Annotated in this window: 23 protein-coding genes; 6 read left to right on the top strand and 17 right to left on the bottom strand. The window is 68.8% G+C overall.

Annotated features, from left to right (window positions below; translation table 11 throughout):
- Positions 1-23: 23 nt before the first annotated feature.
- Positions 24-674 (bottom strand): MIP/aquaporin family protein, encoded by a 651-nt coding sequence (locus tag J7E45_RS11610; protein WP_215069317.1) that lies wholly within the window; start codon positions 672-674, stop codon positions 24-26.
- Between the two features lie 262 nt (positions 675-936).
- Between J7E45_RS11610 and J7E45_RS11605 the strand changes: the two genes are divergently transcribed.
- Both J7E45_RS11605 and J7E45_RS11600 read left to right on the top strand, forming a co-directional pair.
- Positions 937-2,328 carry an APC family permease gene (locus J7E45_RS11605; RefSeq protein WP_251053628.1) on the top strand — a complete coding sequence of 464 codons (1,392 nt, stop codon included), beginning with the start codon at positions 937-939 and terminating at the stop codon, positions 2,326-2,328.
- Positions 2,315-2,521 carry a multidrug transporter gene (locus tag J7E45_RS11600; RefSeq protein ID WP_215069315.1) on the top strand — a complete coding sequence of 69 codons (207 nt, stop codon included), beginning with the start codon at positions 2,315-2,317 and terminating at the stop codon, positions 2,519-2,521. The genes J7E45_RS11605 and J7E45_RS11600 overlap by 14 nt, the downstream gene beginning before the upstream one ends.
- An 8-nt stretch (positions 2,522-2,529) precedes the next feature.
- Here the strand turns inward: J7E45_RS11600 and J7E45_RS11595 are convergent, their stop codons facing one another.
- The 3 genes from J7E45_RS11595 to J7E45_RS11585 all read right to left on the bottom strand — a co-directional run bounded on the left by J7E45_RS11595 (position 2,530) and on the right by J7E45_RS11585 (position 5,515).
- Positions 2,530-3,108, bottom strand: a complete 579-nt coding sequence (locus J7E45_RS11595; protein ID WP_215069313.1) for an isochorismatase family protein — start codon at positions 3,106-3,108, stop codon at positions 2,530-2,532.
- 74 nt (positions 3,109-3,182) lie between these two features.
- Complete coding sequence (corA, locus tag J7E45_RS11590; RefSeq protein WP_215069311.1) at positions 3,183-4,199, bottom strand: magnesium/cobalt transporter CorA; 1,017 nt, start codon at positions 4,197-4,199, stop codon at positions 3,183-3,185.
- 38 nt (positions 4,200-4,237) lie between these two features.
- Positions 4,238-5,515 (bottom strand): serine hydrolase, encoded by a 1,278-nt coding sequence (locus tag J7E45_RS11585; protein WP_091032140.1) that lies wholly within the window; start codon positions 5,513-5,515, stop codon positions 4,238-4,240.
- A 97-nt stretch (positions 5,516-5,612) separates the two neighbouring features.
- Here J7E45_RS11585 and J7E45_RS11580 point away from each other — a divergent pair, with 97 nt between their 5' ends.
- On the top strand, positions 5,613-5,924 hold the full coding sequence (locus J7E45_RS11580) for a DUF2470 domain-containing protein (RefSeq protein ID WP_215069308.1): 312 nt from the start codon (positions 5,613-5,615) through the stop codon (positions 5,922-5,924).
- 81 nt (positions 5,925-6,005) lie between these two features.
- Positions 6,006-6,653, top strand: coding sequence for a heme oxygenase (biliverdin-producing) (locus J7E45_RS11575; RefSeq protein WP_091032145.1), 648 nt, complete (start codon positions 6,006-6,008; stop codon positions 6,651-6,653).
- 10 nt (positions 6,654-6,663) lie between these two features.
- Here the strand turns inward: J7E45_RS11575 and J7E45_RS11570 are convergent, their stop codons facing one another.
- Positions 6,664-8,049, bottom strand: a complete 1,386-nt coding sequence (locus J7E45_RS11570) for an ATP-dependent RecD-like DNA helicase (protein ID WP_208617638.1) — start codon at positions 8,047-8,049, stop codon at positions 6,664-6,666.
- Positions 8,050-8,163: 114 nt separating this feature from the next.
- Between J7E45_RS11570 and J7E45_RS11565 the strand changes: the two genes are divergently transcribed.
- Positions 8,164-9,234 (top strand): hypothetical protein, encoded by a 1,071-nt coding sequence (locus tag J7E45_RS11565; RefSeq protein WP_091032150.1) that lies wholly within the window; start codon positions 8,164-8,166, stop codon positions 9,232-9,234.
- 33 nt (positions 9,235-9,267) lie between these two features.
- Here the strand turns inward: J7E45_RS11565 and J7E45_RS11560 are convergent, their stop codons facing one another.
- The 3 genes from J7E45_RS11560 to J7E45_RS11550 form a co-directional block, all read right to left on the bottom strand.
- Complete coding sequence (locus J7E45_RS11560) at positions 9,268-11,280, bottom strand: cytochrome c oxidase assembly protein (protein WP_215069307.1); 2,013 nt, start codon at positions 11,278-11,280, stop codon at positions 9,268-9,270.
- 88 nt (positions 11,281-11,368) lie between these two features.
- On the bottom strand, positions 11,369-11,656 hold the full coding sequence (locus J7E45_RS11555) for an HU family DNA-binding protein (RefSeq protein ID WP_017203554.1): 288 nt from the start codon (positions 11,654-11,656) through the stop codon (positions 11,369-11,371).
- 182 nt (positions 11,657-11,838) lie between these two features.
- On the bottom strand, positions 11,839-12,420 hold the full coding sequence (locus J7E45_RS11550; RefSeq protein WP_215069305.1) for a TetR/AcrR family transcriptional regulator: 582 nt from the start codon (positions 12,418-12,420) through the stop codon (positions 11,839-11,841).
- A 147-nt stretch (positions 12,421-12,567) separates the two neighbouring features.
- Between J7E45_RS11550 and J7E45_RS11545 the strand changes: the two genes are divergently transcribed.
- The gene (locus J7E45_RS11545; protein ID WP_215069303.1) at positions 12,568-13,395 is read left to right on the top strand and encodes an alpha/beta hydrolase; all 828 of its coding nucleotides are present in this window, start codon (positions 12,568-12,570) and stop codon (positions 13,393-13,395) included.
- Positions 13,396-13,513: 118 nt separating this feature from the next.
- Here the strand turns inward: J7E45_RS11545 and J7E45_RS11540 are convergent, their stop codons facing one another.
- From J7E45_RS11540 to J7E45_RS11500, 9 genes are all read right to left on the bottom strand, one after another.
- Complete coding sequence (locus tag J7E45_RS11540) at positions 13,514-14,338, bottom strand: endonuclease domain-containing protein (protein WP_215069300.1); 825 nt, start codon at positions 14,336-14,338, stop codon at positions 13,514-13,516.
- A 439-nt stretch (positions 14,339-14,777) separates the two neighbouring features.
- Positions 14,778-15,083: a 30S ribosomal protein S14 gene (gene rpsN / locus J7E45_RS11535; protein ID WP_017829734.1), complete on the bottom strand. Its 306-nt coding sequence runs from the start codon at positions 15,081-15,083 to the stop codon at positions 14,778-14,780.
- Positions 15,084-15,086: 3 nt separating this feature from the next.
- Positions 15,087-15,257, bottom strand: coding sequence for a 50S ribosomal protein L33 (gene rpmG, locus J7E45_RS11530; RefSeq protein ID WP_028500995.1), 171 nt, complete (start codon positions 15,255-15,257; stop codon positions 15,087-15,089).
- Positions 15,257-15,493 carry a 50S ribosomal protein L28 gene (gene rpmB, locus J7E45_RS11525; protein ID WP_042540533.1) on the bottom strand — a complete coding sequence of 79 codons (237 nt, stop codon included), beginning with the start codon at positions 15,491-15,493 and terminating at the stop codon, positions 15,257-15,259. Before rpmB ends, rpmG begins: the two co-directional genes overlap by 1 nt.
- A 139-nt stretch (positions 15,494-15,632) precedes the next feature.
- Positions 15,633-16,364, bottom strand: coding sequence for a DNA-3-methyladenine glycosylase (locus tag J7E45_RS11520; RefSeq protein ID WP_215069298.1), 732 nt, complete (start codon positions 16,362-16,364; stop codon positions 15,633-15,635).
- 1 nt (position 16,365) lies between these two features.
- On the bottom strand, positions 16,366-18,285 hold the full coding sequence (locus J7E45_RS11515; RefSeq protein ID WP_251053625.1) for a hypothetical protein: 1,920 nt from the start codon (positions 18,283-18,285) through the stop codon (positions 16,366-16,368).
- Positions 18,275-19,087: a TIGR03943 family protein gene (locus tag J7E45_RS11510; protein ID WP_215069296.1), complete on the bottom strand. Its 813-nt coding sequence runs from the start codon at positions 19,085-19,087 to the stop codon at positions 18,275-18,277. The genes J7E45_RS11515 and J7E45_RS11510 overlap by 11 nt, the downstream gene beginning before the upstream one ends.
- Positions 19,080-20,120, bottom strand: a complete 1,041-nt coding sequence (locus tag J7E45_RS11505; protein ID WP_215069293.1) for a permease — start codon at positions 20,118-20,120, stop codon at positions 19,080-19,082. Before J7E45_RS11505 ends, J7E45_RS11510 begins: the two co-directional genes overlap by 8 nt.
- Positions 20,117-20,533: a Fur family transcriptional regulator gene (locus tag J7E45_RS11500; RefSeq protein WP_029264380.1), complete on the bottom strand. Its 417-nt coding sequence runs from the start codon at positions 20,531-20,533 to the stop codon at positions 20,117-20,119. The genes J7E45_RS11505 and J7E45_RS11500 overlap by 4 nt, the downstream gene beginning before the upstream one ends.
- Positions 20,534-20,536: the final 3 nt, after the last annotated feature.

Below are 20,536 nucleotides of genomic sequence, written 5' to 3'. Positions count from 1 at the left end.
GCGCTTCGGCCGTGCAGCGCGCGTTACTCCGCTGCGGCGATCTTCTTGGCGTCGTCCGTGTTGAGCACGCGGAACAGGATCGCGGCGATCACGGCGCCCACGACGGGGGCGACGATGTAGAGCCACAGCGAGCTCCACGCGAAGTGACCGCTGACCGAGAGGCCGAGCGCGACGGCCGGGTTGAAACCGCCGCCCGAGATCGAGCCGACCGTGGCCGCACCGACGAACACGGTCGCACCGATCGCGAGACCGTAGAACGAGTTGCCCGCGGTGTCCTTCGACGTGGCCGTGTTGAGCACGACCCACACGAGGATCAGCGTGAACAGCGCCTCGACGAGGAACGCCGGGCCGACCTCGATGACCATGGCCTCTTCACCGGCCGGCCAGACCGACATGCTGACGAGTGCGGCCACCGCGCCACCGACGAACTGCGCGATGAGGTAGGCGATGAAGTCGGCGACGCTGAGGCCGCCGCGCAGGAACACACCGACCGAGACGGCCGGGTTGAGGTGGGCGCCCGAGATGTGGCCCGTGGAGAACACGAGCACCATCAGGGTGAAGCCGATCGCGAGGGGCGTCAGCGGGCTGCCGCTGTTCACCGCCGCGATGATCGCGAGAACGAAGAGGAAGGTGGCGACCGCTTCTGCGAGCGCCTTGCGTGCCGTACCGGTCATGAGAGAGCCCTTTGCTTGGGAATTCAGGAGAGGGGAAAGTCATCCGTTTGCCCGCGCACCCTGGCCGACGCACCCCTCGTGCGGCACCGACGCTATCGCTGCGCGCGCCGGAATATCGGGATGCCGCGCGGTATTGCTGTGAATTCCCTGAACTCGGACCCGCGCCACGACAGAAGCGACATCGACGTCGTTCGGATGCCGGAATCAGGGCGGTGATGTCAACCCCGTGGTCCGCGCCTCCCCTCCCCCGTAGCGTGCGAGGATGACCACCGAGACTGCCTCCGGCGCCGAGGCCCCGACGCGGCTGCGACGAGCGATCACCGGACCCCTGCTATTCGCCTTCATCCTCGGCGACGTGCTCGGTGCGGGCATCTACGCGCTGATGGGCGTGCTCTCCGAGAAGGTGGGCGGCATGCTGTGGGCGCCGCTGCTCCTCGCGCTGCTGCTCGCCATGCTCACCGCCGGCTCCTACGCCGAGCTGGTCACCAAGTACCCTCGTGCCGGCGGGGCCGCGGTCTTCGCCGAGCGCGCGTTCCACAGCCCACTGGTCTCGTTCCTCGTCGGCTTCAGCATGCTCGCGGCGGGCGTGACCAGCGCGGCAGGACTCGCCATCGCGTTCGCGGGTGACTACCTGGGCACCTTCCTCGACCTGCCGACGATCCCGGTGGCCATCGCCTTCCTCGCCCTGGTCGGCCTGCTGAATGCCCGCGGCATCCGCGAATCCCTGGGCGCCAATCTCGTGATGACCGCGATCGAGCTCAGCGGACTCGTCATCGTGATCGCCGTGGTCGCGATCTTCCTCGGCGGTGGGGGTGGCGACATCTCCCGCGTGGGGCAGGCGCCAGAGGGAACGAGCGTCGCCATGGCGGTGCTCTCCGGAGCCGTCATCGCGTACTACTCGTTCGTTGGCTTCGAGACCTCGGCCAACATGATCGAAGAGGTCAAGAACCCGCGGCGCACCTACCCGCGGGCCCTGTTCGGAGCACTCATCACCGCCGGCGCGGTCTACGTCCTCGTCGGGCTGGCGAGCTCGATCGCCCTCCCGCCCGCCGAGCTGCAGGAGTCCAGCGGCCCGCTGCTCGCGGTGGTCGAGGCCACCGGCGTCAGCATCCCCTCCTGGCTGTTCAGCCTCATCGCCCTCGTCGCCGTCGCGAACGGCGCCCTGCTGACCATGATCATGGTCAGCCGCCTCACCTACGGCATGGCCGAGCAGGGCCTGTTGCCCCCGATGCTCGGCCGCGTGCTCCCGAAGCGGAAGACGCCGTGGGTCGCGATCCTCACCACGACCCTCGTCGCGATGGGACTGACCCTCGTCGGCGATCTGGCGACGCTCGCCGAGACCGTGGTCCTGCTGCTCCTGGTCGTCTTCCTCAGCGTGAACATCTCGGTGCTGGTCCTCCGGCGCGATCACGTCGAGAACGATCACTTCCGGGTCTGGACGTTCGTCCCCGTGCTCGGCATCGCCTCGTGCATCCTGCTGCTCACCCAGCAGCGCCCCGTCGTCTGGCTCTTCGGTGCGATCCTGCTCGCCGTCGGCGGTGTCCTGTACCTGCTCACCCGCTGGAACCGGAAGCGCACCGGTGGCGCACCGCTCGGGACCGGCCCGAAACCTGACACCGCAACCGACCCGAAGGAGAATCATGAGCACGCCTGAGAACAACGCCGACGAGATGACGAGCGCCGAGAAGCGCCACGATCAGCTCACTGCCGCGCCGGATGCGACCGATGCCGATGCCGCCCCGCGCATCGAGGTCAGCGAGCACGACGGCAACACCCGGATCGACATCGCCCCCGACGCTCCGGTGCGTCCGGGCCCTGGTCCGGGGGTCGAGGCCGACGAGGACTGATCCGCGGTTCAGACGCCCGCGGTCGCGCCGATCCACTCCCGCGTGCTCGTGACGGTCGCGAACCCGCGTGCCGAGAGGATGCTCTCGGTGCGGCGCATGAGGTCCTCCCCCGACACCGCGGCGAGCGCACCGTGAGCCGGGATGGCGGAGGTGGTCGTCGCATCCGTCACGAACTCGACCTCGAAGCCGAGGTCGGCGGCGATACGGGTGGTCGTCTCGCAGCACTGCTCCGTGCGGATGCCGCAGACGACGACGCGGCGGATGCCTGCACGCCGCAGTCGCTCCTCGAGGTCGGTCGAGCCGAACGCGTTGACGGTGGTCTTGGTGAGCGCGTCCTCGGACTCCCGAGGCTCGAGTTCCTCGATCACCCGCACGAATCCGTTGGCGGGATCGAACACGCCTCCGGTGCCCGGTTCGGAGTGGGTGATCCACACGACCGGGTCGCCGATCTCGCGGGCATGCGCGACGAGGAGCGCGATGTTGTCGAGCGCCGCCGGGTTCGCGGTCGCCGCCCAGTCGTCGGCGCGCTGGCGGAACGACTCCTGTGCATCGATGACCAGCAGGGCGGTGTCGGGAGAAGTCGTCATGGGCTCATCGTGATCGCCGCCGAGGCGCCGGGCAAGGTCCCATCCGGCCAACGACCGCATGGTTCCGGCCAGCGTCAGAGCCAGCCCTTGCGCTTGAACGCCGCGTACAGGCCGAATCCCAGCGCGACCATCATGCCGACCGCCATCGGATAGCCCAGCAGCCAGTGCAGCTCCGGCATGTGATCGAAGTTCATGCCGTAGATCGTGCCGACCAGCGTCGGGGCGAAGAGGATCGCCGCCCATCCCGAGATCTTCTTGACCTCGTCGTTCTGACGGATGCTGAGCTCCGTCATCCGCCGCATCTCCTCGTTCTGCCGACGGGCCACGATCGTCGACTCGACGGTGAGGGCGTTGTCGAGGACGGTCCGGAAAGTCGTCGCGCGGTCGCTCACCCGGAGCGTGTGATCGAGCACATCACGCAGGTAGCTCCGCAGCTCCTCGCCCACCAGATACTTGTCCGAGCCGCGCAGCAGCGCCTCGAGCATCCCGGAGAGCGGCTGTGTCGCGCGCTGAAAATCGATGACCTCCCTGCCGAGCTCGTAGATGCGCTGCGTGGCATCCACGTCTTCCTCGAAGAGCTGGCTCTCGATCTCGTCGATGTCGTTCTCGAGGCCCGCGAGGACCGGCGCGTACTCGTCGACCACTTCGTCGAGGATGGCGTACAGCACGGCTTCGGGACCGAGGGCGAGCAGCGCGGGGTCGCCCTCCAGCCGGTGCCGCACGCGTCCGAGGTCGGGCGATTCCGCGTGCCTGATCGTCACGACGAAATCGGGGCCGACCAGCACGTGTACTTCCCCGAACTCGACCTCCTCGGCCTCGTCGAGGTAGCGGGCCGGGCGCAGCACCATGAACAGCACATCGCCGTAGCGCTCCAGCTTGGCGCGCTGGTGCCCCGAGAGAGCATCCTCGACGACGAGGGCGTGGATGCCGAACTCGTCGGCGACCTCGCGGATCTCTTCCTCACTGGGCCGGTACAGCCCGATCCAGCTCATCCCGCCGCGTTCCCGCATGCGCTCGAACGTCTCGCTCAGGCTCTGCGGATTCTCGGCGCGCACACCGTCCACGTAGATCGCGTTGTCGATGATCGCCATCGTCGCCCTTCCCTTCCGCACCGAGGTCGGGCCGGTGGTCACTCCGCAGGCGGCGGCACGCAGGCGAGCGCGGACTTCGAGATCGCCTCGTGGTACTGCTCCGCCGTGAAGGGGAGCCCGAACTCCGGCGCCGTCTGGCCGGACGCCGCGGGGGCCTTCGACGCGATCGCCGCGAGTTCCCACGACAGCTGCTGCGCGATCGCCACGCCTGCCGTCGAGTCGTTCAGCACCACGGCGACGGTGAACCCGGTCGCCGGATCGGAGTATGCGGCCGTGGCGTAGCCCGGGACGGAGCCGTGCTGACCGACCATCGAGCCCACGAGGAACGCCCCACCGGCGGTCTGGAACCAGGACGGGTCGTGTGCACCGGCCGGGAGCGGGCTGCCGAAGCGAGCCGGCTTGTCCTTGGTGCGCAGCACCTGCTTCGCCTCGGCCTGGACGTAGCGACCGAGATCGGTGATGTTCGAGACGACGCCGGAGTCGGTGTAGCCGGAGCTGGCCGAGAGCGTGGTGATGTCGACGGGGGCGGCGCAGTTGAAGCCGCCTTCGACAGCCGACATGTAGTGCCCGTTCAACGGGGTGTCTCCCGGCGCAGCCGGCGTCGAGCCGGGGAGCGAGGTGGCGGCGAGTTCGAGCGGCTCCGTGACGTACTCCGCGATCAGCTCGGATGCCGACATGCCCGTGGCCCGCTCGAGAGCGAGGCCGAGGAGGAGGTATCCCGCGTCGGAATCGCGGAAGGTCGTCGCCGGTGCCACCCGCTCGCGGCCCAGCCCGTAGCCGGCGAGCTCCAGCGGAGCCCATATCCGCTCCGGGGTGTTCAGCAGCGCGCCCTTGATCGTCGGCTCGGACGATCCGGCACCGCTCGTACCGTTGCACAGGTCAAGGAGGGTGACGTCCTTCATGTCGGCGACGCCCGAGACGTACTTGGGCACCTTGGCGTCGAGCTTGACGGTCCCCTCGTCGGCGAGGGCGTAGAGCACGTCGCACGTCATGAGGCGGGTCACGTCGGCGACGCGGAAGGTCATGTCGGTGGACAGCTCGCCGCCGTCGCGGTCCTGCGTGCCCGATGCGGTGACCCAGCTGCCGCTCCACGGGACCCAGACGCCCACGATCGCCCCGGAGGCGCCGGATGCGGTGAGCGCGTTGTCGACGGCCGCCTGCATGGCCTCGACCGTCGCGTCGGGCAGTGCGCCGTCGACCTGAGCCGGTGGCGTGTAGGTGAAGGAGCCTTCGGAGGAGCATCCGGTGAGGACGAGAGCGAGCACGGCCGCACTGGCCGCTGCGGCGCGCCAACGGCGCGACGAGAGAAGCTGCATGTAGAACCCCCGAGGATGTGTCTCCCGAGTCTAGAACGCGGATCCTGAAAGTCGGCCCCGCGCCGTGCGATCCCTGCGCGCGCGTAAGGTGAGAATCGTGTCCCACCTCTTCGATGCCGACGTGATCGCCGCCGTTCTCCGCCACATGAACGGCGACCACACCGACGACAATCTGCTCATCGCCCGCGCCTTCGCCGAGACCGACGCCGAGATCAGCGACTCCGTCATGACGGGCTTCGACGGCGATGGCGGGGTGTGGGCGATCACCGCCGGCGGTGCCGCCTCCGAGCTGCGCGTGCCGTGGCCCGGCGGACCCATCGACGACCGCCCGTCGGTGCGTCGCGAGGTCGTGGCGCTCTACGACGAGGCCTGCGCCCGCCTCGGGGTCGAGCCGCGTCCGCACGCCTGATCGTCGCGGAGACGTGGCGCCGGACGACTTCCGGTGACTCCGGGCTTTCCTCTGAGGTAAGGCGACCCTTACACTAAGGTCATGCCCGAGATCCTCTCCTTCTCCGCCGCCCTGCGCGAGCGCTCGTCCGGATCGCACTCCCGCAGCGAGACCGCCGGCTTCATGTCCGACCTCCTGAAGGGTGAGGGCTCCCGCGAGGACTACATCTCGCTCGTCGCTCAGCACTACTTCATCTACGAGGCACTCGAGAGCGCCGGCGACCGCATGCGCCAGGACCCGATCGCCTCGGTCTTCCTCAGCGACAAGCTCACGCGTCTTCCCGCGCTCGAGGCCGACCTGGAGTTCCTCCTGGGCGCCGACTGGCGCGAGCAGATCGTGCCGCTGCCGACCACGCAGCGTTACGTCGACCGCATCCGTCAGGTCGGGGCGACCTGGGCCGGCGGCTTCGTGGCGCATCACTACACGCGCTACCTCGGCGACCTCTCCGGCGGGATCTTCATCGGCCGCGTGATGGCCCGTCGCTTCGGCTTCGAGACCAACGGCATCGGCTTCTACCTGTTCGACGACATCGCCGACCCGTCGGCCTTCAAGGACGTGTACCGCGAGCAGTTGGATGCGGCGCCGTGGGACGACGCCGAGCGCGAGCGCGTGATCGACGAGGTGCTCCTCGCCTACCGCTTCAACACCGAGCTCTTCGAAGACCTCGACCGGGCGCGCGCCGCGGCCTGAGGCATCGGCGTCAGCTCTTCGGCAGCTCCGGCGTCGATGCCGCCAGCCATGCGTCGCGCATGAACCGGCGCACGTCCTCGTCCACCCGGATGTCGCGGGGTCGCAGCGGGCGCGACAGGTAGAGCCCCTCGAGCGAGGTCAGCCGGCTCAGCGCCACGTACGTCTGCCCCGGCGCGAACGCCCCGGAGCCGAGGTCGATGATCGCGCGTTCGTAGGTCTTGCCCTGCGACTTGTGGATCGTGACCGCCCAGGCGAGCCGCAGCGGGAACTGGGTGAACTCGGCCACCACGTCGCGCGACAGCTTCTTGGTGTTCTGGTCGTACGCGTAGCGGAACCGTTCCCACACGGCGGGTTCGACGTCGACCTCCTCGCCGTCGATGTCGACGCGCACCGCGCTGCCGATGATGCGGACCACTGTTCCGATGGTGCCGTTCACCCAGCGGGGCGGCTCTCCGGACATCGCCGTGTCGTTGCGCAGGAACATCACCTGCGCGCCGACCTTGAGCTTGAGCTCGGACTCGGCCGGCAGCGACGCCTCGCCGCGCCCGAAGTCGCCGCTGACCTCGGCGCGCGCGGTCTGCTCCTTGCCCGGCAGTGCAGCAAGATGCCTGCTGTTGATGCTGTTCACGATGTCGTTGCGCGTGGCGAGGGTGATCATCGGCACCTCGCCCGGCTCCGGATCCGGCGGCGTGCGCGCGCCCTGCGTGTTCAGCACCCCGGCGATCTCGGCGGTCACCCGCCCGTAGCGCACGGCGTTGAGCATCGCCTTGAACCCGTCGTCGGACTGGCGGTGGATCTGCACCAGCTCCCGCACGTGCAGCTCGGCACGGGTGTCGACCTCGAACAGGCCTCCCTGATCGGAGATCCCGGACCCGCCGGCCCACACCTTGGCGTCGAAGAACCAGAACGAGCGGTAGTGGTCCTGCACGTAGCGGGCCTCGTCGCCCCTCGGGGGAACCGGCGCCAGCTGGTACGGGTCGCCGAACATGACCACCTGCACGCCGCCGAACGGTTCACCCCTGCGTCCTCTGGCCTGGCGCAGGGAGCGGTCGATCGCATCCATCAGATCGGCGTTGACCATCGAGATCTCGTCGATCACGAGCGTCTCGATGGCGTTGAGGATGCGTCGCGTCGCATCGTTCTGGTCGATGTCGGCGTCGCCGATCAGGCCGATGGGCAGCCGGAAGAGCGAATGGATGGTCTGGCCCTCGACGTTGAGCGCCGCGACACCGGTGGGTGCACAGATCGCGATCTGCTTCTTCGTGTGCCAGGCGAAGTGCTGCAACAGCGTCGACTTGCCGGTGCCGGCGCGCCCGGTGATGAACACGTGCTCGCCGGTGTCCTCGATGAGCCGGAACAGCTCTTGCTGCTCCTCGGACAGGGCGGGAAGGGACACGGCACTCACAGGGGAAGCAGACGGAAACGGGGCGCCACCCATGCTACGTCCCGGCATCCGCCTGCGGCTGCCGACGCTCGGCGTCCCCTCAGGACGCCCTCCTAGACTGACGCCATGGGACGGGCCGGCACGCGCGCGCCCCGGCGATCGCGCCTGGGCGTCGATCTGGCGATGCTGGCCGTCGTCGGGCTCATGCTGGTCGCCGCACTCGGTGCCGGCGGGGCGACTCTGTACCAGCAGTTCTACGGCCCTTCCGCCTTCGTGACCCGCTATCTCGACCTGCTCTCCGCGGGCCGCGCCGCCGATGCTCTCCGCATTCCCGGCGTCGCGATCGACCGCGAGACCCTCGAGAAGGCGGGCATCGACCCGGCAGCCTCGGAGGCGATGCTCCGGCGCTCGGCACTCGCACCGCTGACCGATGTGAAGGTCGAGTCGGAGAAGCCCGCAGACGGCGGCACCGCAGTCACCGTGAGCTACCAGGCGAGCGGCCACTCCGGCACGAGCACGTTCCTCATCGAGCAGGACGGCTGGGCGGGCGTGACCCCCAACTGGCGCTTCACCACCAGCCCCCTCGCCGTGATCGACCTCACCGTTCGCGGCGCCGACCAGTTCGCGGTGAACGGCTTCGAGGTCGACCGTCGACAGGTGTCGGCCCTCGGGCCCGAGGCGGGCGCACTCGATCCCCTGCCGCTTCTGGTGTTCACCCCCGGGCTGTACTCGATCACGGTCGACACCCCCATCGCGACCGCATCCGGACACGGCGTGCTGTCAGACACGCCCCTGGCCGTCACGCCGCTCGACGTGCAGACCGAGCCGACCGAGGAGTTCGTCAAGGTCGTGCAGCAACAGGTCGAGCAGTTCCTCACCGAGTGCACGACGCAGGAGGTGCTGCAGCCGACCGCCTGCCCGTTCGGACTGCGGGTCACGAACCGGATCACCGCCCCGCCGAAGTGGTCCATCGCGAGCCAGCCTCAGGTCACGGTCATCCCCGACGAGGGCCAGTGGCAGATCCCGACCACCGAGGCCGTGGCGCACGTCGACGTCGAGATCCAGTCGCTGTTCGACGGGTCGATCGCACCGCTGTCCGAAGACGTGCCGTTCCAGCTCAACGGCACGATCGTGATCCTGCCGAACGGCTCGGCGTCGATCAGGGTCGGTGCCCCGGGTGACGTCCCGGTCGACTGAGGTCCCGGACGACTGAGCACTCCGCGACGGGTCTCAGCGGCCTTCGCGATCCTCACGGCGCTGATCGCGTTCGGCGAGCGCTGCGAGCTTGGCGTTGTACTCCTCGAGCTCCGCGTCTCCGGTGCGGTCCGCGTGCCGGTCCGCCCGACGCTGCAGCTTCGTGTCGCTGCGGCTCCACTGGATGGCGACCGTGATCGCGAGGATGAGCGTCGGGATCTCCCCGATCGACCATGCGATTCCGCCGCCGACGTACTGGTCCTGCATCGGGTCCACACCCCAGTCGCGACCCATCGCCCCGAACCAGTCGGCGACCATCAGCCCCTCCTGCATCATGATCGCGATGCCGAAGAAGGCGTGCATCGCCATGACGGCGATCAGCGTGATCAGGCGTCCGGGATACGGCAGACGGTAGGGAACCGGGTCCGCGCCGATGAGGCTCATGACGAACAGGTAGCCCGAGATCAGGAAGTGGATGACCATCCACTCGTGACCGAGGTGCTCGAACATCGACCAGCGCACGAGGTCGGTGAAGTAGAAGGCCCACAGCGACAGGATGAAGATGGCCGCCGCGACGAACGGATGCGTCACCACGCGGGCGAACGGCGAGTGCACGGCCCACATGATCCACTCGCGGCCGCCGCGGGTGCCGTCGTCGCGCTTGTGGATGGCACGCAGCGCGAGGGTAATCGGCGCCCCGGAGACGAGCAACAGCGGGATCGCCATCGACAGCATCATGTGGCCCATCATGTGGATGCTGAACAGGTACTCCTGGTACGCGTTGATCGGCCCGCCGGTGACCCAGACGAGCAGCAGCATCCCCAGCACCCAGAAGACCGTGCGGTGGATCGGCCAGCGGTCGCCGCGCCGGTGCAGGCGCCACACACCCGCCAGGTAGAAGAACAGTCCGAGGCCCGCCGCGATGAGCCAGAGCACGTCGATGTCCCACGCCGTGAACCAGCGTTCGAGGGTGAGCTCGGGCGGCAGCGTGGCCCCGGTCAGGATCTGGGCGGGCGTCTGCAGGAAGGCGGCGGTCTCGCCCGTGGGAGGGGGCGTGCGGGCCAGCGCGGCGGCGGCGCCGGAGGCGAGCCCCATCAGCGCGACCTCGCACAGCACGAGCAGCCAGAACCAGCCGGCGGCGCGGGCTCCGGCGAGCTTCGGGATGAGGCGGGCGCGGTACCAGGCGCCGAGCAGGCCCATGCCGCCCAGCAGCGCGACTTTGGCGAGCACGATCCAGCCGTAGGGCGTGGTCCACAGCGCGGTCCAGTCACCGACCGCGACGATCGATCGCGTGACCCCCGAGACGGCGACCACGGCGAAGGCGGCGATCGCGAGCGACGAGTAGCGTCCGACGAGCTGCGCGGTGTCGACGTCGGCTCGTCCGCGCAGCAGGATCAGCAACAGGAGTCCGCCGAGCCAGACGGCCGCGCCGATCGTGTGCAGCAGGATCGAGTTGACCGCCATGTTGTGCCCGGCGAGATCGCCCGCATGGCCCTGCGTCGCGAGCGGGAGGAAGGATGCCGCGGCCAGCAGCGCCGTGATGAGCGTGGGCGTCCACGAGCGCCAGGCGAACGCGAGCACCGTGATGATCGCGCCGAAGAGCGTGGTGATGAGCCAGGACTGGCCGAGCGGCAGCTCCAGCAGGAAGCGGCCCAGCTGCGTACCGAACTCGCGCTCGATGCTGAGCTTCGGGTTGAAGGCGGCCATGAAGGCGAGGAACCCGGCGAGGCCCGCCGAGATCGTGAACACGGCGGCGCCGACCGAGGCGATGTTCAGCGCGGCGTCGAACGAGCGATCCCCCGCGCGCAACCCGAACAGGGCCAGCACCAGGGAGCCGAGCATCACCGCGCCGGACATGTTCATCACGAGCTTGGCGATCGGCGTGCCCCAGAGCACGAACGGGCCGGGGTCCTGCAGGAGCGGAGGCTTCGCACCTCCGCCGACGAGGAGCGCGAGCGTCAGGGCGACCAGTGCCGCGACGAGGAGGATGACGATCCCGGCGATGCGATACGCCGAGATCCGGCTCGTCGACTCGCTGCGGGAACTCACCCCTCCAGCCTAGGCGCGCCCGGAGGGGGGAAAGCACGAAGGCCGCCCCCGTCGGAACGGGAGCGGCCTTCGATGAGGTGCGGTCAGATTACTTGACGGCAGCCTTGAGCTTGGAGCCAGCGGTCACCTTGACGCGCTTGCCGGCCGGGATCTTGATCTCGGCGCCGGTCTGCGGGTTGCGGCCCGTGCGAGCAGCGGTGTCGACCTGCTCGAAGGAGATCCAGCCCGGGATGGAGACCTTGCTGCCCTTGGCAACAGCGTCGGAGACCGTGGCGAACAGGGAGTCGAGGACACCGGAGACGGTGGCCTGGCTCTGGCCCGTGGCGCTTGCGATGCTCGCGACGAGCTCGGTCTTGGTGATGGACTTGTCAGCCATGTCATCCTCCAGCGACGAGATCCCGTCGCATCGTTGTGGGTATCGGAGCGGATGCTCCTGGTCTAGTGACCGCCTCGAATGTATCAACCACCACCCACATTTCCGCGTCATTTCGCGGGTTTTGGGCAATTACTGGGCGTGTCGCACCACTTTGGCCACTCCAGTCACAGATTCCGGGGTCGTCAGCGAGCCCGGTGCGCGTCGATCACGGCCCTGGCCGTGCGCTCGAACGCCGGGCTGACACGGCCTTCGCCGTCGAGATATCCGCCGACGAGCGCGGCATCGCGCAGCAGCACGAGCGACGCGGCGACCTCCTCCGGCTGCTCGAGACCGGCGGCCTCGGCGACCTGCTGCAGGGTCGAGCGGAACCACTCCCGGTGCTCGTCGATGAGCTGCCGCACGGCGCCGCCGGCATCCGGATACTCCGCGGCCGCGTTGATGAAGGGGCACCCCCGCGTGTGGTGTTCGCGGATGTCGGCGGCGATGCCCTGGACCACCGCATCCAGCAGCGCGTCGGGATCGGAGACGGCCGCTCCCGCCTCCGTGAACATCGCGCGGAGCATCTCGTCCTCGTGGCCGAGGTAGGCGAGCACGAGGTTCTCCTTGCCGCCGAACTGCTTGTAGAGCGTGGCGCGGGTGACACCGGCCTCCTCGATCACGCGGTCGACGCCGACCGCGTGGATGCCCTGTTCATAGAAGAGGCGGGTGGCGGCATCGATCAGCCGGGCGCGGGCGGGGCTGGGGCGCTTCGTCTTGGTGTCCATGATCTTCCTCTCATCGTGTCATCCGAACCCCGGCATCCGAATCCGATTTCCCGGTTTTGGGAATAGGTTGTGGTAGATAGAACGTTCGGTCTACTATCAGCGTAACGCACTTCCGATCAGCGGGAGCCGAACAGAGAGAAGAAGACCATGAACACCACCGACAAGACCCCGATCGTCCTGATCCACGGCCTGTGGATGACCCCCGCCAGCTGGAACACCTGGGCCGAGCGCTTCCGCGCCCAGGGCCACGAGGTCATCGTCCTGGGCTGGCCCGGCATCGACGACCGCTCGGTCGAAGACATCCGCCGCGATCCGTCCGCACTGAAGGGCATCGGACTGAAGCAGATCGTCGACCCCTACGAGCGCATCATCCGCGCACTCCCCGTGAAGCCGATCGTCATGGGCCACTCCTTCGGCGGCGTCATCACGCAGATGTTGGCCGACCGCGGCGTCGGCGCCGCGTACGTGGGCGTCGCCCCCGGACAGACCGCGGGCATCACCACCCTGCCGCTGTCGACGCTGTGGACCGGCACCCCGATCCTCGCGAACCCCTTCGGCCGCAACGGCGCCAAGCCGCTGTCGAAGCGCCACTTCCACTTCACGTTCGGCAACGACCTGAGCCGCGCCGAATCCGACCGCCTCTGGGAGGAATCGGCCGTGAACTCCTACAACCGGGTCTTCTTCGAAGGTGTCGCATCCGCGTTCAATGAGAAGGGCGGCGTCACCCACGTCGACTACGCGCGCACCGACCGGGCCCCGCTGTATGTCATCACGGGCGAGATCGACCACGTCGTGCCGCCGGCCATCGGTCGCGCGATCGTGCAGAAGTACCTCGCCACCGGCAGCCCCGCCGTCGTCGAGTACAAGGAGTACCCCGGGCGCACCCACCGCCTGGTCAGCCAGGACGGCTGGGAGGAGATCGCCGACGAGGCCCTCGCCTGGGCCGTCGCGCACACCGCCGCCGCCGTCGCGTGACGCCGGCTTGCGACGGGCAGACTCCAGGAATGAAGGAGATCTCGCGGAATGAAGGAGTCGATGCCGCATCTGCTCCTTCATTCCACGAGATCTCCTTCACGTTGCGCGGAACACGCTGTCACGCAAGGTGCGTTCCTTGCGTAACGGCCTCCATGATCACCGACTGCACCTCGGGCCAGCGCTCCATCACCTGCTCATAACTGAAACGCATCACACGGTAGCCACGGATCATGAGCTGCGCGTCATGCGCGATGTCCTTGGTCCGCTGCTCCCCCGCATGGGTCGCGCCGTCGAGCTGGATCACCAGCCGGTCACCGATGAGGAGATCGACCCGGCGATCCACGACCCACGCCTGCGGCAGCATCCGGAGCCCCATCCACCGGAGCCGATGGATGACGATGGTCTCCAGCCCGGAGTCCGCGAAGGGGCGCGCCCTCGCGAGAAGCGTTCGGGCGGGCGGCGGAAGCTCGAGGCCTCGGAGCCGCGCGGTGTCTACGAGCCGCTTGTTCATCGCCGACTCCCAGATCACGAGGGCGGTCTCGAACGGCTGACACTGCGCGATCACAGCGAGGGCGTTCACGAGCTCGTCAACCGCGGCATCCGGAGCACGGGGGACAACAGGCTTCGACCAGTGCACGACGACCCGCGACGGCACCCGAATGCGCGCAGCGTTCGGTCGAGCGGCGACGTGGAGCGGCGACTTCTCCGGAATCCAGAGCCCGTACCGCTCCGCCGCCGTCACGCAGCTCAGCACGACTCCGCGTGACACCGCTCCGACGGTCTGCGGATCGGCGTCGGGCAGCGCCACCCACCCCTGGCGCACGGTCGCGATCTCCCCCTGCTCCTTCGACCGCCGCAGCGCGTACTCGCTCACCCCGGCTTCTCGAAGCGTGCGCACTCGCGCGACTCCCCCACGACGTCGCAACTCGCTCACGGCATCCATCGAACGATCGTGCCCGCCCGCCTGGCACGGGCACGGCCACGACCTCGGTAGACGGGCACTGTTCTTCAGTCAGCAGTGGCTGTGCAGGACAGCTCCCTGCGGAGCATCCAGCCCCCACGAACGCGCCCGCTCTCCCGCCGGGCACGTCTGATCTCACGATCTGAAGGAGAAAACACGGAGCGAAGGAGTGGATGCCGTCAGCAGGCCTTCAGAGCGTGAGAACTCCTTCAGAGCGCCCGCGCGGCCCGCGCCCGCGCACCGAATGAAGGAGAAGACGCGGAATGAAGGAGTGGATGCTGCCTCGCGTCCTTCAAAGCGCGAGAAGTCCTTCACAACGCGAGGGCACCTCACGCGAGGGCACCACAACGCAGGACGAAGCGCCCGGGCACGCAGAAGGGGCGAGGATCCGAAGATCCTCGCCCCTTCTGTCAGCTGAGACTTACCAGCTCGACTTGGTGACACCGGGCAGCTCGCCACGGTGTGCCATGTCACGGAAGCGGACACGCGAGATGCCGAACTTCGTGAGGACACCGCGGGGGCGGCCGTCGATGACGTCGCGCGAACGCACGCGAGCCGGCGACGCGTTGCGCGGCAGCTTCTGCAGGCCGACGCGTGCGGCCTCGCGGGCCTCGTCGGTGGCGTTCGGGTCGACCAGGGTCTTCTTCAGCTCGGCGCGACGCTCGGCGTAACGCTCGACGATGACCTTGCGCTGCTCATTGCGAGCGATCTTGCTCTTCTTAGCCATTGATCAACGCTCCTCTCGGAATTCGACGTGCTTGCGGATTACCGGGTCGTACTTGCTGAGCACGAGGCGGTCGGGGGTGTTGCGGCGGTTCTTCTTGGTCACGTACGTGTAACCCGTACCTGCCGTCGAACGCAGCTTGATGATCGGACGAACGTCCTGAGCCTTCTTGGCCATTAGAGCTTCACACCCTTCGCCTGGAGGTCCTTGACCACGTTCTCGATGCCGCGGACGTCGATCACCTTGATGCCCTTGGCGGACACGTTGAGCGTGATCTTACGACCGAGCGAAGCGACGAAATAGGTCTTCTTCTGCACGTTCGGGTCGAAGCGGCGCTTCGTCCGGCGGTGCGAGTGCGAGACATTGTGTCCGAAGCCGGGAACAGCTCCGGTCACCTGGCACACTGCTGCCATGATGTGACTCCTTCTATACCGTGAGACCGGACGGCCTCACCCAAGATCCCTTGTCTGCACGCAACCACGACCCGCCGATCTCTCGGCCGCAGAAGGGGAAGCACGCGAACTGCGCACAGGAGTGTGCGCAGACAAAGAGTCAGTTTAGCACGCGCGGAGGGTCGACGAGAGCCGCAGCTTCGGCAGCACCCCGTCCCCAGCGGAACGGCGACACCGTGGGGTCACCATCGATCCAGAAGCGCCAAGGGAACGCGTGCGTGCCGGCGACCCCTGCGACACCGACGCGCGGGCCGCTCACCACGTCGTCTCGCTGATCGCCCAGCCACAGCTCGGCGCGGGCTCCGTGCCGCTCCTCCCCTGTGACGGCATCGATCCCGTCGTGCAGCGGATGCCGCAACCCGACGGCCTGACCGAGGCGTCCCGGTCCGCGGGCGAGGTCGCGAAGGGCGATGCGCCCGAGCGGCAGTGCGGCACCGCGTCGGCGAGCCGCGGCATCCGCTCCGGCAACGATCTCGCCCGCGCGCAGCAGCACGCCGTCGCCCTGTCCCTCCGGCCCGCACACGACGTTGACGCACGAGTGGATGCCGTGGCTCAGGTACACGTACAGGTGCCCGGGCTCGCCCCACATCGTGGCGTTGCGAGCGGTCGGCCCCATCCGCGCATGCGATCCGGGATCCGCGATCTCGCCGGTGCCCCGCCCGTGGTACGCCTCGACCTCGGTGATGCGCAGCCGCACCTCGACCGGGCCGGTGGCTTCGGGCCCGACGACGACCGTGCGCAGTTCCGCGCCGAGCAGTCGCGGCGCGACGTCGACGGCAGAGCCGCCCAGATCGGCGCGAACGGCACGGCGCAGAGCATTCTGCGTCGACATGTCAGAACCGCGGTGCCGTCTGGCACCAGGAGGCATCGAAGCCGGTGAGGGCGACCATCTCCTTGCCCGACTCCATGTCGATCAGATGCGTCTCGACGTTCTCGGGCAGCGGCAGCAGCATCCCGTCGTAGGGGTTGCTCGCCAGGTCGGGGGCGACGACGACCGCCGCGTACTGGCCGCTCGGCGACGCGCACGCCTGCAGGATCGAATCGGCCGAGCTGACCTCGACCAGCGGGGTCGCCGTGCCGTCGTCGTCGACGCGGATCACGGCCTGCCCGATCGGCAGCCCCGCATCGTCGCGCGAGACCACATGCCGCAGCGTGCCACCGGGGTACGGCGTGATCGAGGAGGCCGTGCCGTAGTCGGGATCGGATGCCGCGAGGGGCTCTTCGGATCCGTCGGCGAGGTTGAGCTCGACCACGGTGGCGTCGAGCCGCTCGACGATCGCCGTGTAGGTACCGCGGGAGATGCCCTGGATGGTCGCGGCAAGCCCGAGGGACTGCACCCCCGCATCGGTCGAGCGGTCGACGAGCGAGAGCGCTCCGTCGAAGTCGATGAAGAGCACGGCGGCACTGTCGGGCACGAACTGCCAGACGAAGACGCTCGCCTCCTTGCCCGCGACCTCGATGACCTGAGGGTCGTCTTTGCCGTTCAGCGACTGCGTGACCAGCACGCTCGCTCGTCCTTCGTCGTCGCTCAGCTCGCGGTCGGAGTAGCTGTAGCCGACGAGGCCTCCGCGCTCGGAGACCTGGACCGCCCCCACGTAGCCGTCGCCCGGGAGTTTCAGCTCGCGCTGGTTCCCCCCGTCGCGATCCATCACGATCAACCGGGACCCGTCATCCTCCTCGACCGCGACGACGAGCTGGTTCGAGGTCGCGCGGAAGTCGTTGATCTTGTCGTGCTCGTAGACCGCGACCCCGTCGCCCTTGAGGTCGGTGAGGAAGATCTTGTCCTTGCCGTCGACATCGCGGCGCAGGATGAAGATGTGGGATGCCGGGGTCTCGAAGCTCGTCGTCAGGGTCGTCGAGGGACCCCCGCCGGCACCGGTGACATCGGCGACACGCACCGTGTACTTCGTGGAATCGTCGAGCGGGACCGTGAAGCGCACACCGACGCCCCGACCCGATGCATCGACCGTGAACGGCACGGCCGGCTCGACGGTGACCTGCTCGGGATCGATGTCCGCGAGCGCCTGATTCGCCGTGAGGATGACCCGACTCCCGGAGGACTCGATCGCCTGCGCGGCGTCGACCTGCACCTCGCTGATCCGTGGCCCCTGCAGGAGGCTCACGATGCCGAACACGGTGCCGACGAGCACCAGAACGCCGAGGACAGCGCCGATCGTGAGGAGGAAACGGCGTGACGTCGCAGGGGTGCGGGCAGGCTCGCGGGCGGACGGGTCGCGGGAGTCGGCCGGATCGAACGCCTCATCGCGCGGCTCAGCATCGGCGTCAGTTTCGGCCTCGGTGTCGGCAGCGGCGGCGGCATCGGGAGCGTCAGGGGACGCGACGAAGGGGGCCGCACCCACGACGACGGGCTCCGTGGGGAGAGGAACAGACGGAAGCGCCGTCGCCTCGGCGTCTTCCCGCGCAGCAGCCTCGAAGGCGGCCATCTTGCGGGCGGCGGCTTCCTGCTCCGCGACCTCGCGATCGCCTGCCTCTCGCACCGCGGCCTCGCGGGCAGCGGCCTCACGGGCGGCGGCTTCGCGAGCAGCAGCTTCACGGGCAGCGGCCTCGCGAGCAGAAAGCTCGCCCGCATCGGCGCGCGGCTCCTCGGCGCTCGGTTCGGGCTCATGGTGCGTCGCGAGCGCGCGCTCGATCCGCTCGGCCTCGGCCGCCTCGGCAGCTTCTCTGGCCGCGCGCATCTCCGCACGAGTCTGCGGAACGGCGGGCACCTCGGGGCGCTCGTCGTCAGTACTCATACGGATCCCCCGGCTCGTCGATCGCGACGACATCGGTCGGCTCGACACGGAGCTTTCCATCGGCATCCGCGCGCACGGTCCCGGTGATCTCGACCCACTGTCCGGTCGCGTAGTCATCCGGATCGACGTCGACCGGGAGTGCGGCGGTCTGCGCGTCGATCACGCAGTGCGTGATGACCAATCGCGTGAGGTTCACGCCGTCGTCAGCCGAGGAGTCGGGCGTCACGAATCCCGTGAGGGTCACCGGTGCGCCGTCATAGGCGGCGGTGTTCGTGGACGCGGCGAAGACGCTCGCCCAGTCACCCACGCCGAAGGTCGATGTGTCGGCGACGCCGAGCGCGACCGTATCCGACCCCGCGAACAGGGCGCTCTGCTCCCCCGCGCGCGACATCGCCAGCTCGACTGACAGCGAGGCCGGCGGCAGCACGAGGGCGGCGGCGACGACGCCCGTGGCGATCACACCGCCCGCGACGGCCCCGACACCCGCGAGCGAACGTCGAGGGGAGGCGGTGGGCGAGCCGTGATCCGCGCCATCGGCGGCATCCGAGACTTCCGGAGCAGGCCCGTGATCGTGTCCGTGGTCGCCCTCCTCGCCGAGCGGGAGGGTGCACGACCAGATCGCGCCGGCGAGCGTCACGACCGCGGCGGTGCAGGCGAACCACACCGATTCGGGGCTGATGTAGAGGTTGAGGCGCCCGGTGAGTCCGAGGCCCAGCGTGACGACCGAGATCACCGCGGCGAGCCCCACACCCAGCCAGCGGGTGCCGAGCGCGCGGGCACGGATGGCGGTCTGCTCAGACAAGGACGTTCACCCCGATCCCGATGGCGAAGGCCGAGGCGAGCACGATTCCCACGATGCCGACCAGGGTGCGCGTCGTGAACGTGGTGCGCATGAGCGCGAGCATCTTGACGTCGACGAGCGGACCGACCAGAAGGAAGGCGACGATCGCACCGGACGAGAACGTCGACGCGAACGACAGTGCGAAGAAGGCATCCACGTTCGAGCAGATCGCGACGGTCATCGCCAGGATCATCATCGCGACGATCGACAGCACCGGGTTCGACCCGATGGCGAGCAACCACTCGCGCGGGATGAGCACCTGCACGGCTCCGGCGAGCGCCGAGCCGATCACCAGCGCGGGCATCACGGCACGCAGCTCGACGAGGAACTGCGTCAGGCTGCGGCGCACCGGCGTGCCCGGTTCGTGCGTCACGCGGTCGCAGGTGTCGACGAAACGCTGCGTGAGCATGCCGTCGGGGTCGGGGTGGCGGCTGTAGATCCAGCCGATCAGGTTCGCGATCAGGTAGCCGCCGACGAGGCGGGCGACCAGGATGCCGCCGTCCCAGCCGAATGCCGCGTGCGTGGTGAGGATCACGATCGGGTTCACGATCGGCGCCGCGATGAGGAAGGTCATCGCCTCGGCCGGAGCCAGCCCGCGCATCATCAGCCCGCGGGCGAAGGGCACGTTGCCGCACTCGCACACCGGGATCAGCATGCCGAGCAGTGACAGCACGGCACGACGGGCCCATGCGCGCCGGGGCAGCCAGCGGTGGATGACGTCGGGCGGCAGCCACACCTGAACCACGATCGACAGCAGCACGCCGAGGATCACGAACGGCAGCGCCTCGATCAGCACGCTCAGCGCGAGGGTGAGACCGTCCTGTGCGCGGGTCGGGAGAGCCGCGGGGAAGAGCGTCGGCAGGAAGGCGTCGATGAGGAACAGCGCCGCGATGATGACGACGCCGAGACCGACTCCGATCCAGGCCGAGCGCGCGGACGGCGCCGGGCGATGCGTGTGACCGTGACGGGTCGCCGTACCTGCCGAGGGGGTCACGCGTTCGCAGCCCTTTCGGCGTCGCGCTTGTTCGTGCACGGGGTGCACAGCCCGAAGATGTCGACCACGTGCGCGGCATCCGTGAATCCGTGCAGCGCCGCGGTGCGGTGCGCCCACTGCTCGACGTCCTTGGCCTCGATCTCGACCGTCAGGCCGCAGGACCGGCAGATGAGGTGGTGGTGGTGCCCCTGCGTCGTGCAGGCGCGGTACAGCGCCTCGCCCTCGGGGCTCTGCAGCGAATCGGCGTCACCGGAGGCGGCGAGGCCGGCGAGCGCGCGGTACACCGTGGCGAGGCCGATGCCCGTGTTGTCGTCACGCAGCGAGGCGTGCAGGTTCTGCGCGCTCACGAAGCCGCGCGCGTCGGCGAGTGCTTCGCGCACGCGTTCGCGCTGCCAGGTGTTCCGCTGAGCCATGAG

It is taken from the genome of Microbacterium sp. ISL-59 (assembly GCF_018613945.1).
Classification (GTDB): Bacteria; Actinomycetota; Actinomycetes; order Actinomycetales; family Microbacteriaceae; genus Microbacterium; species Microbacterium oxydans_B.
Note: the sequence above shows the minus strand (reverse complement) of the source record. Positions and strands in the feature narration are given on the sequence as shown.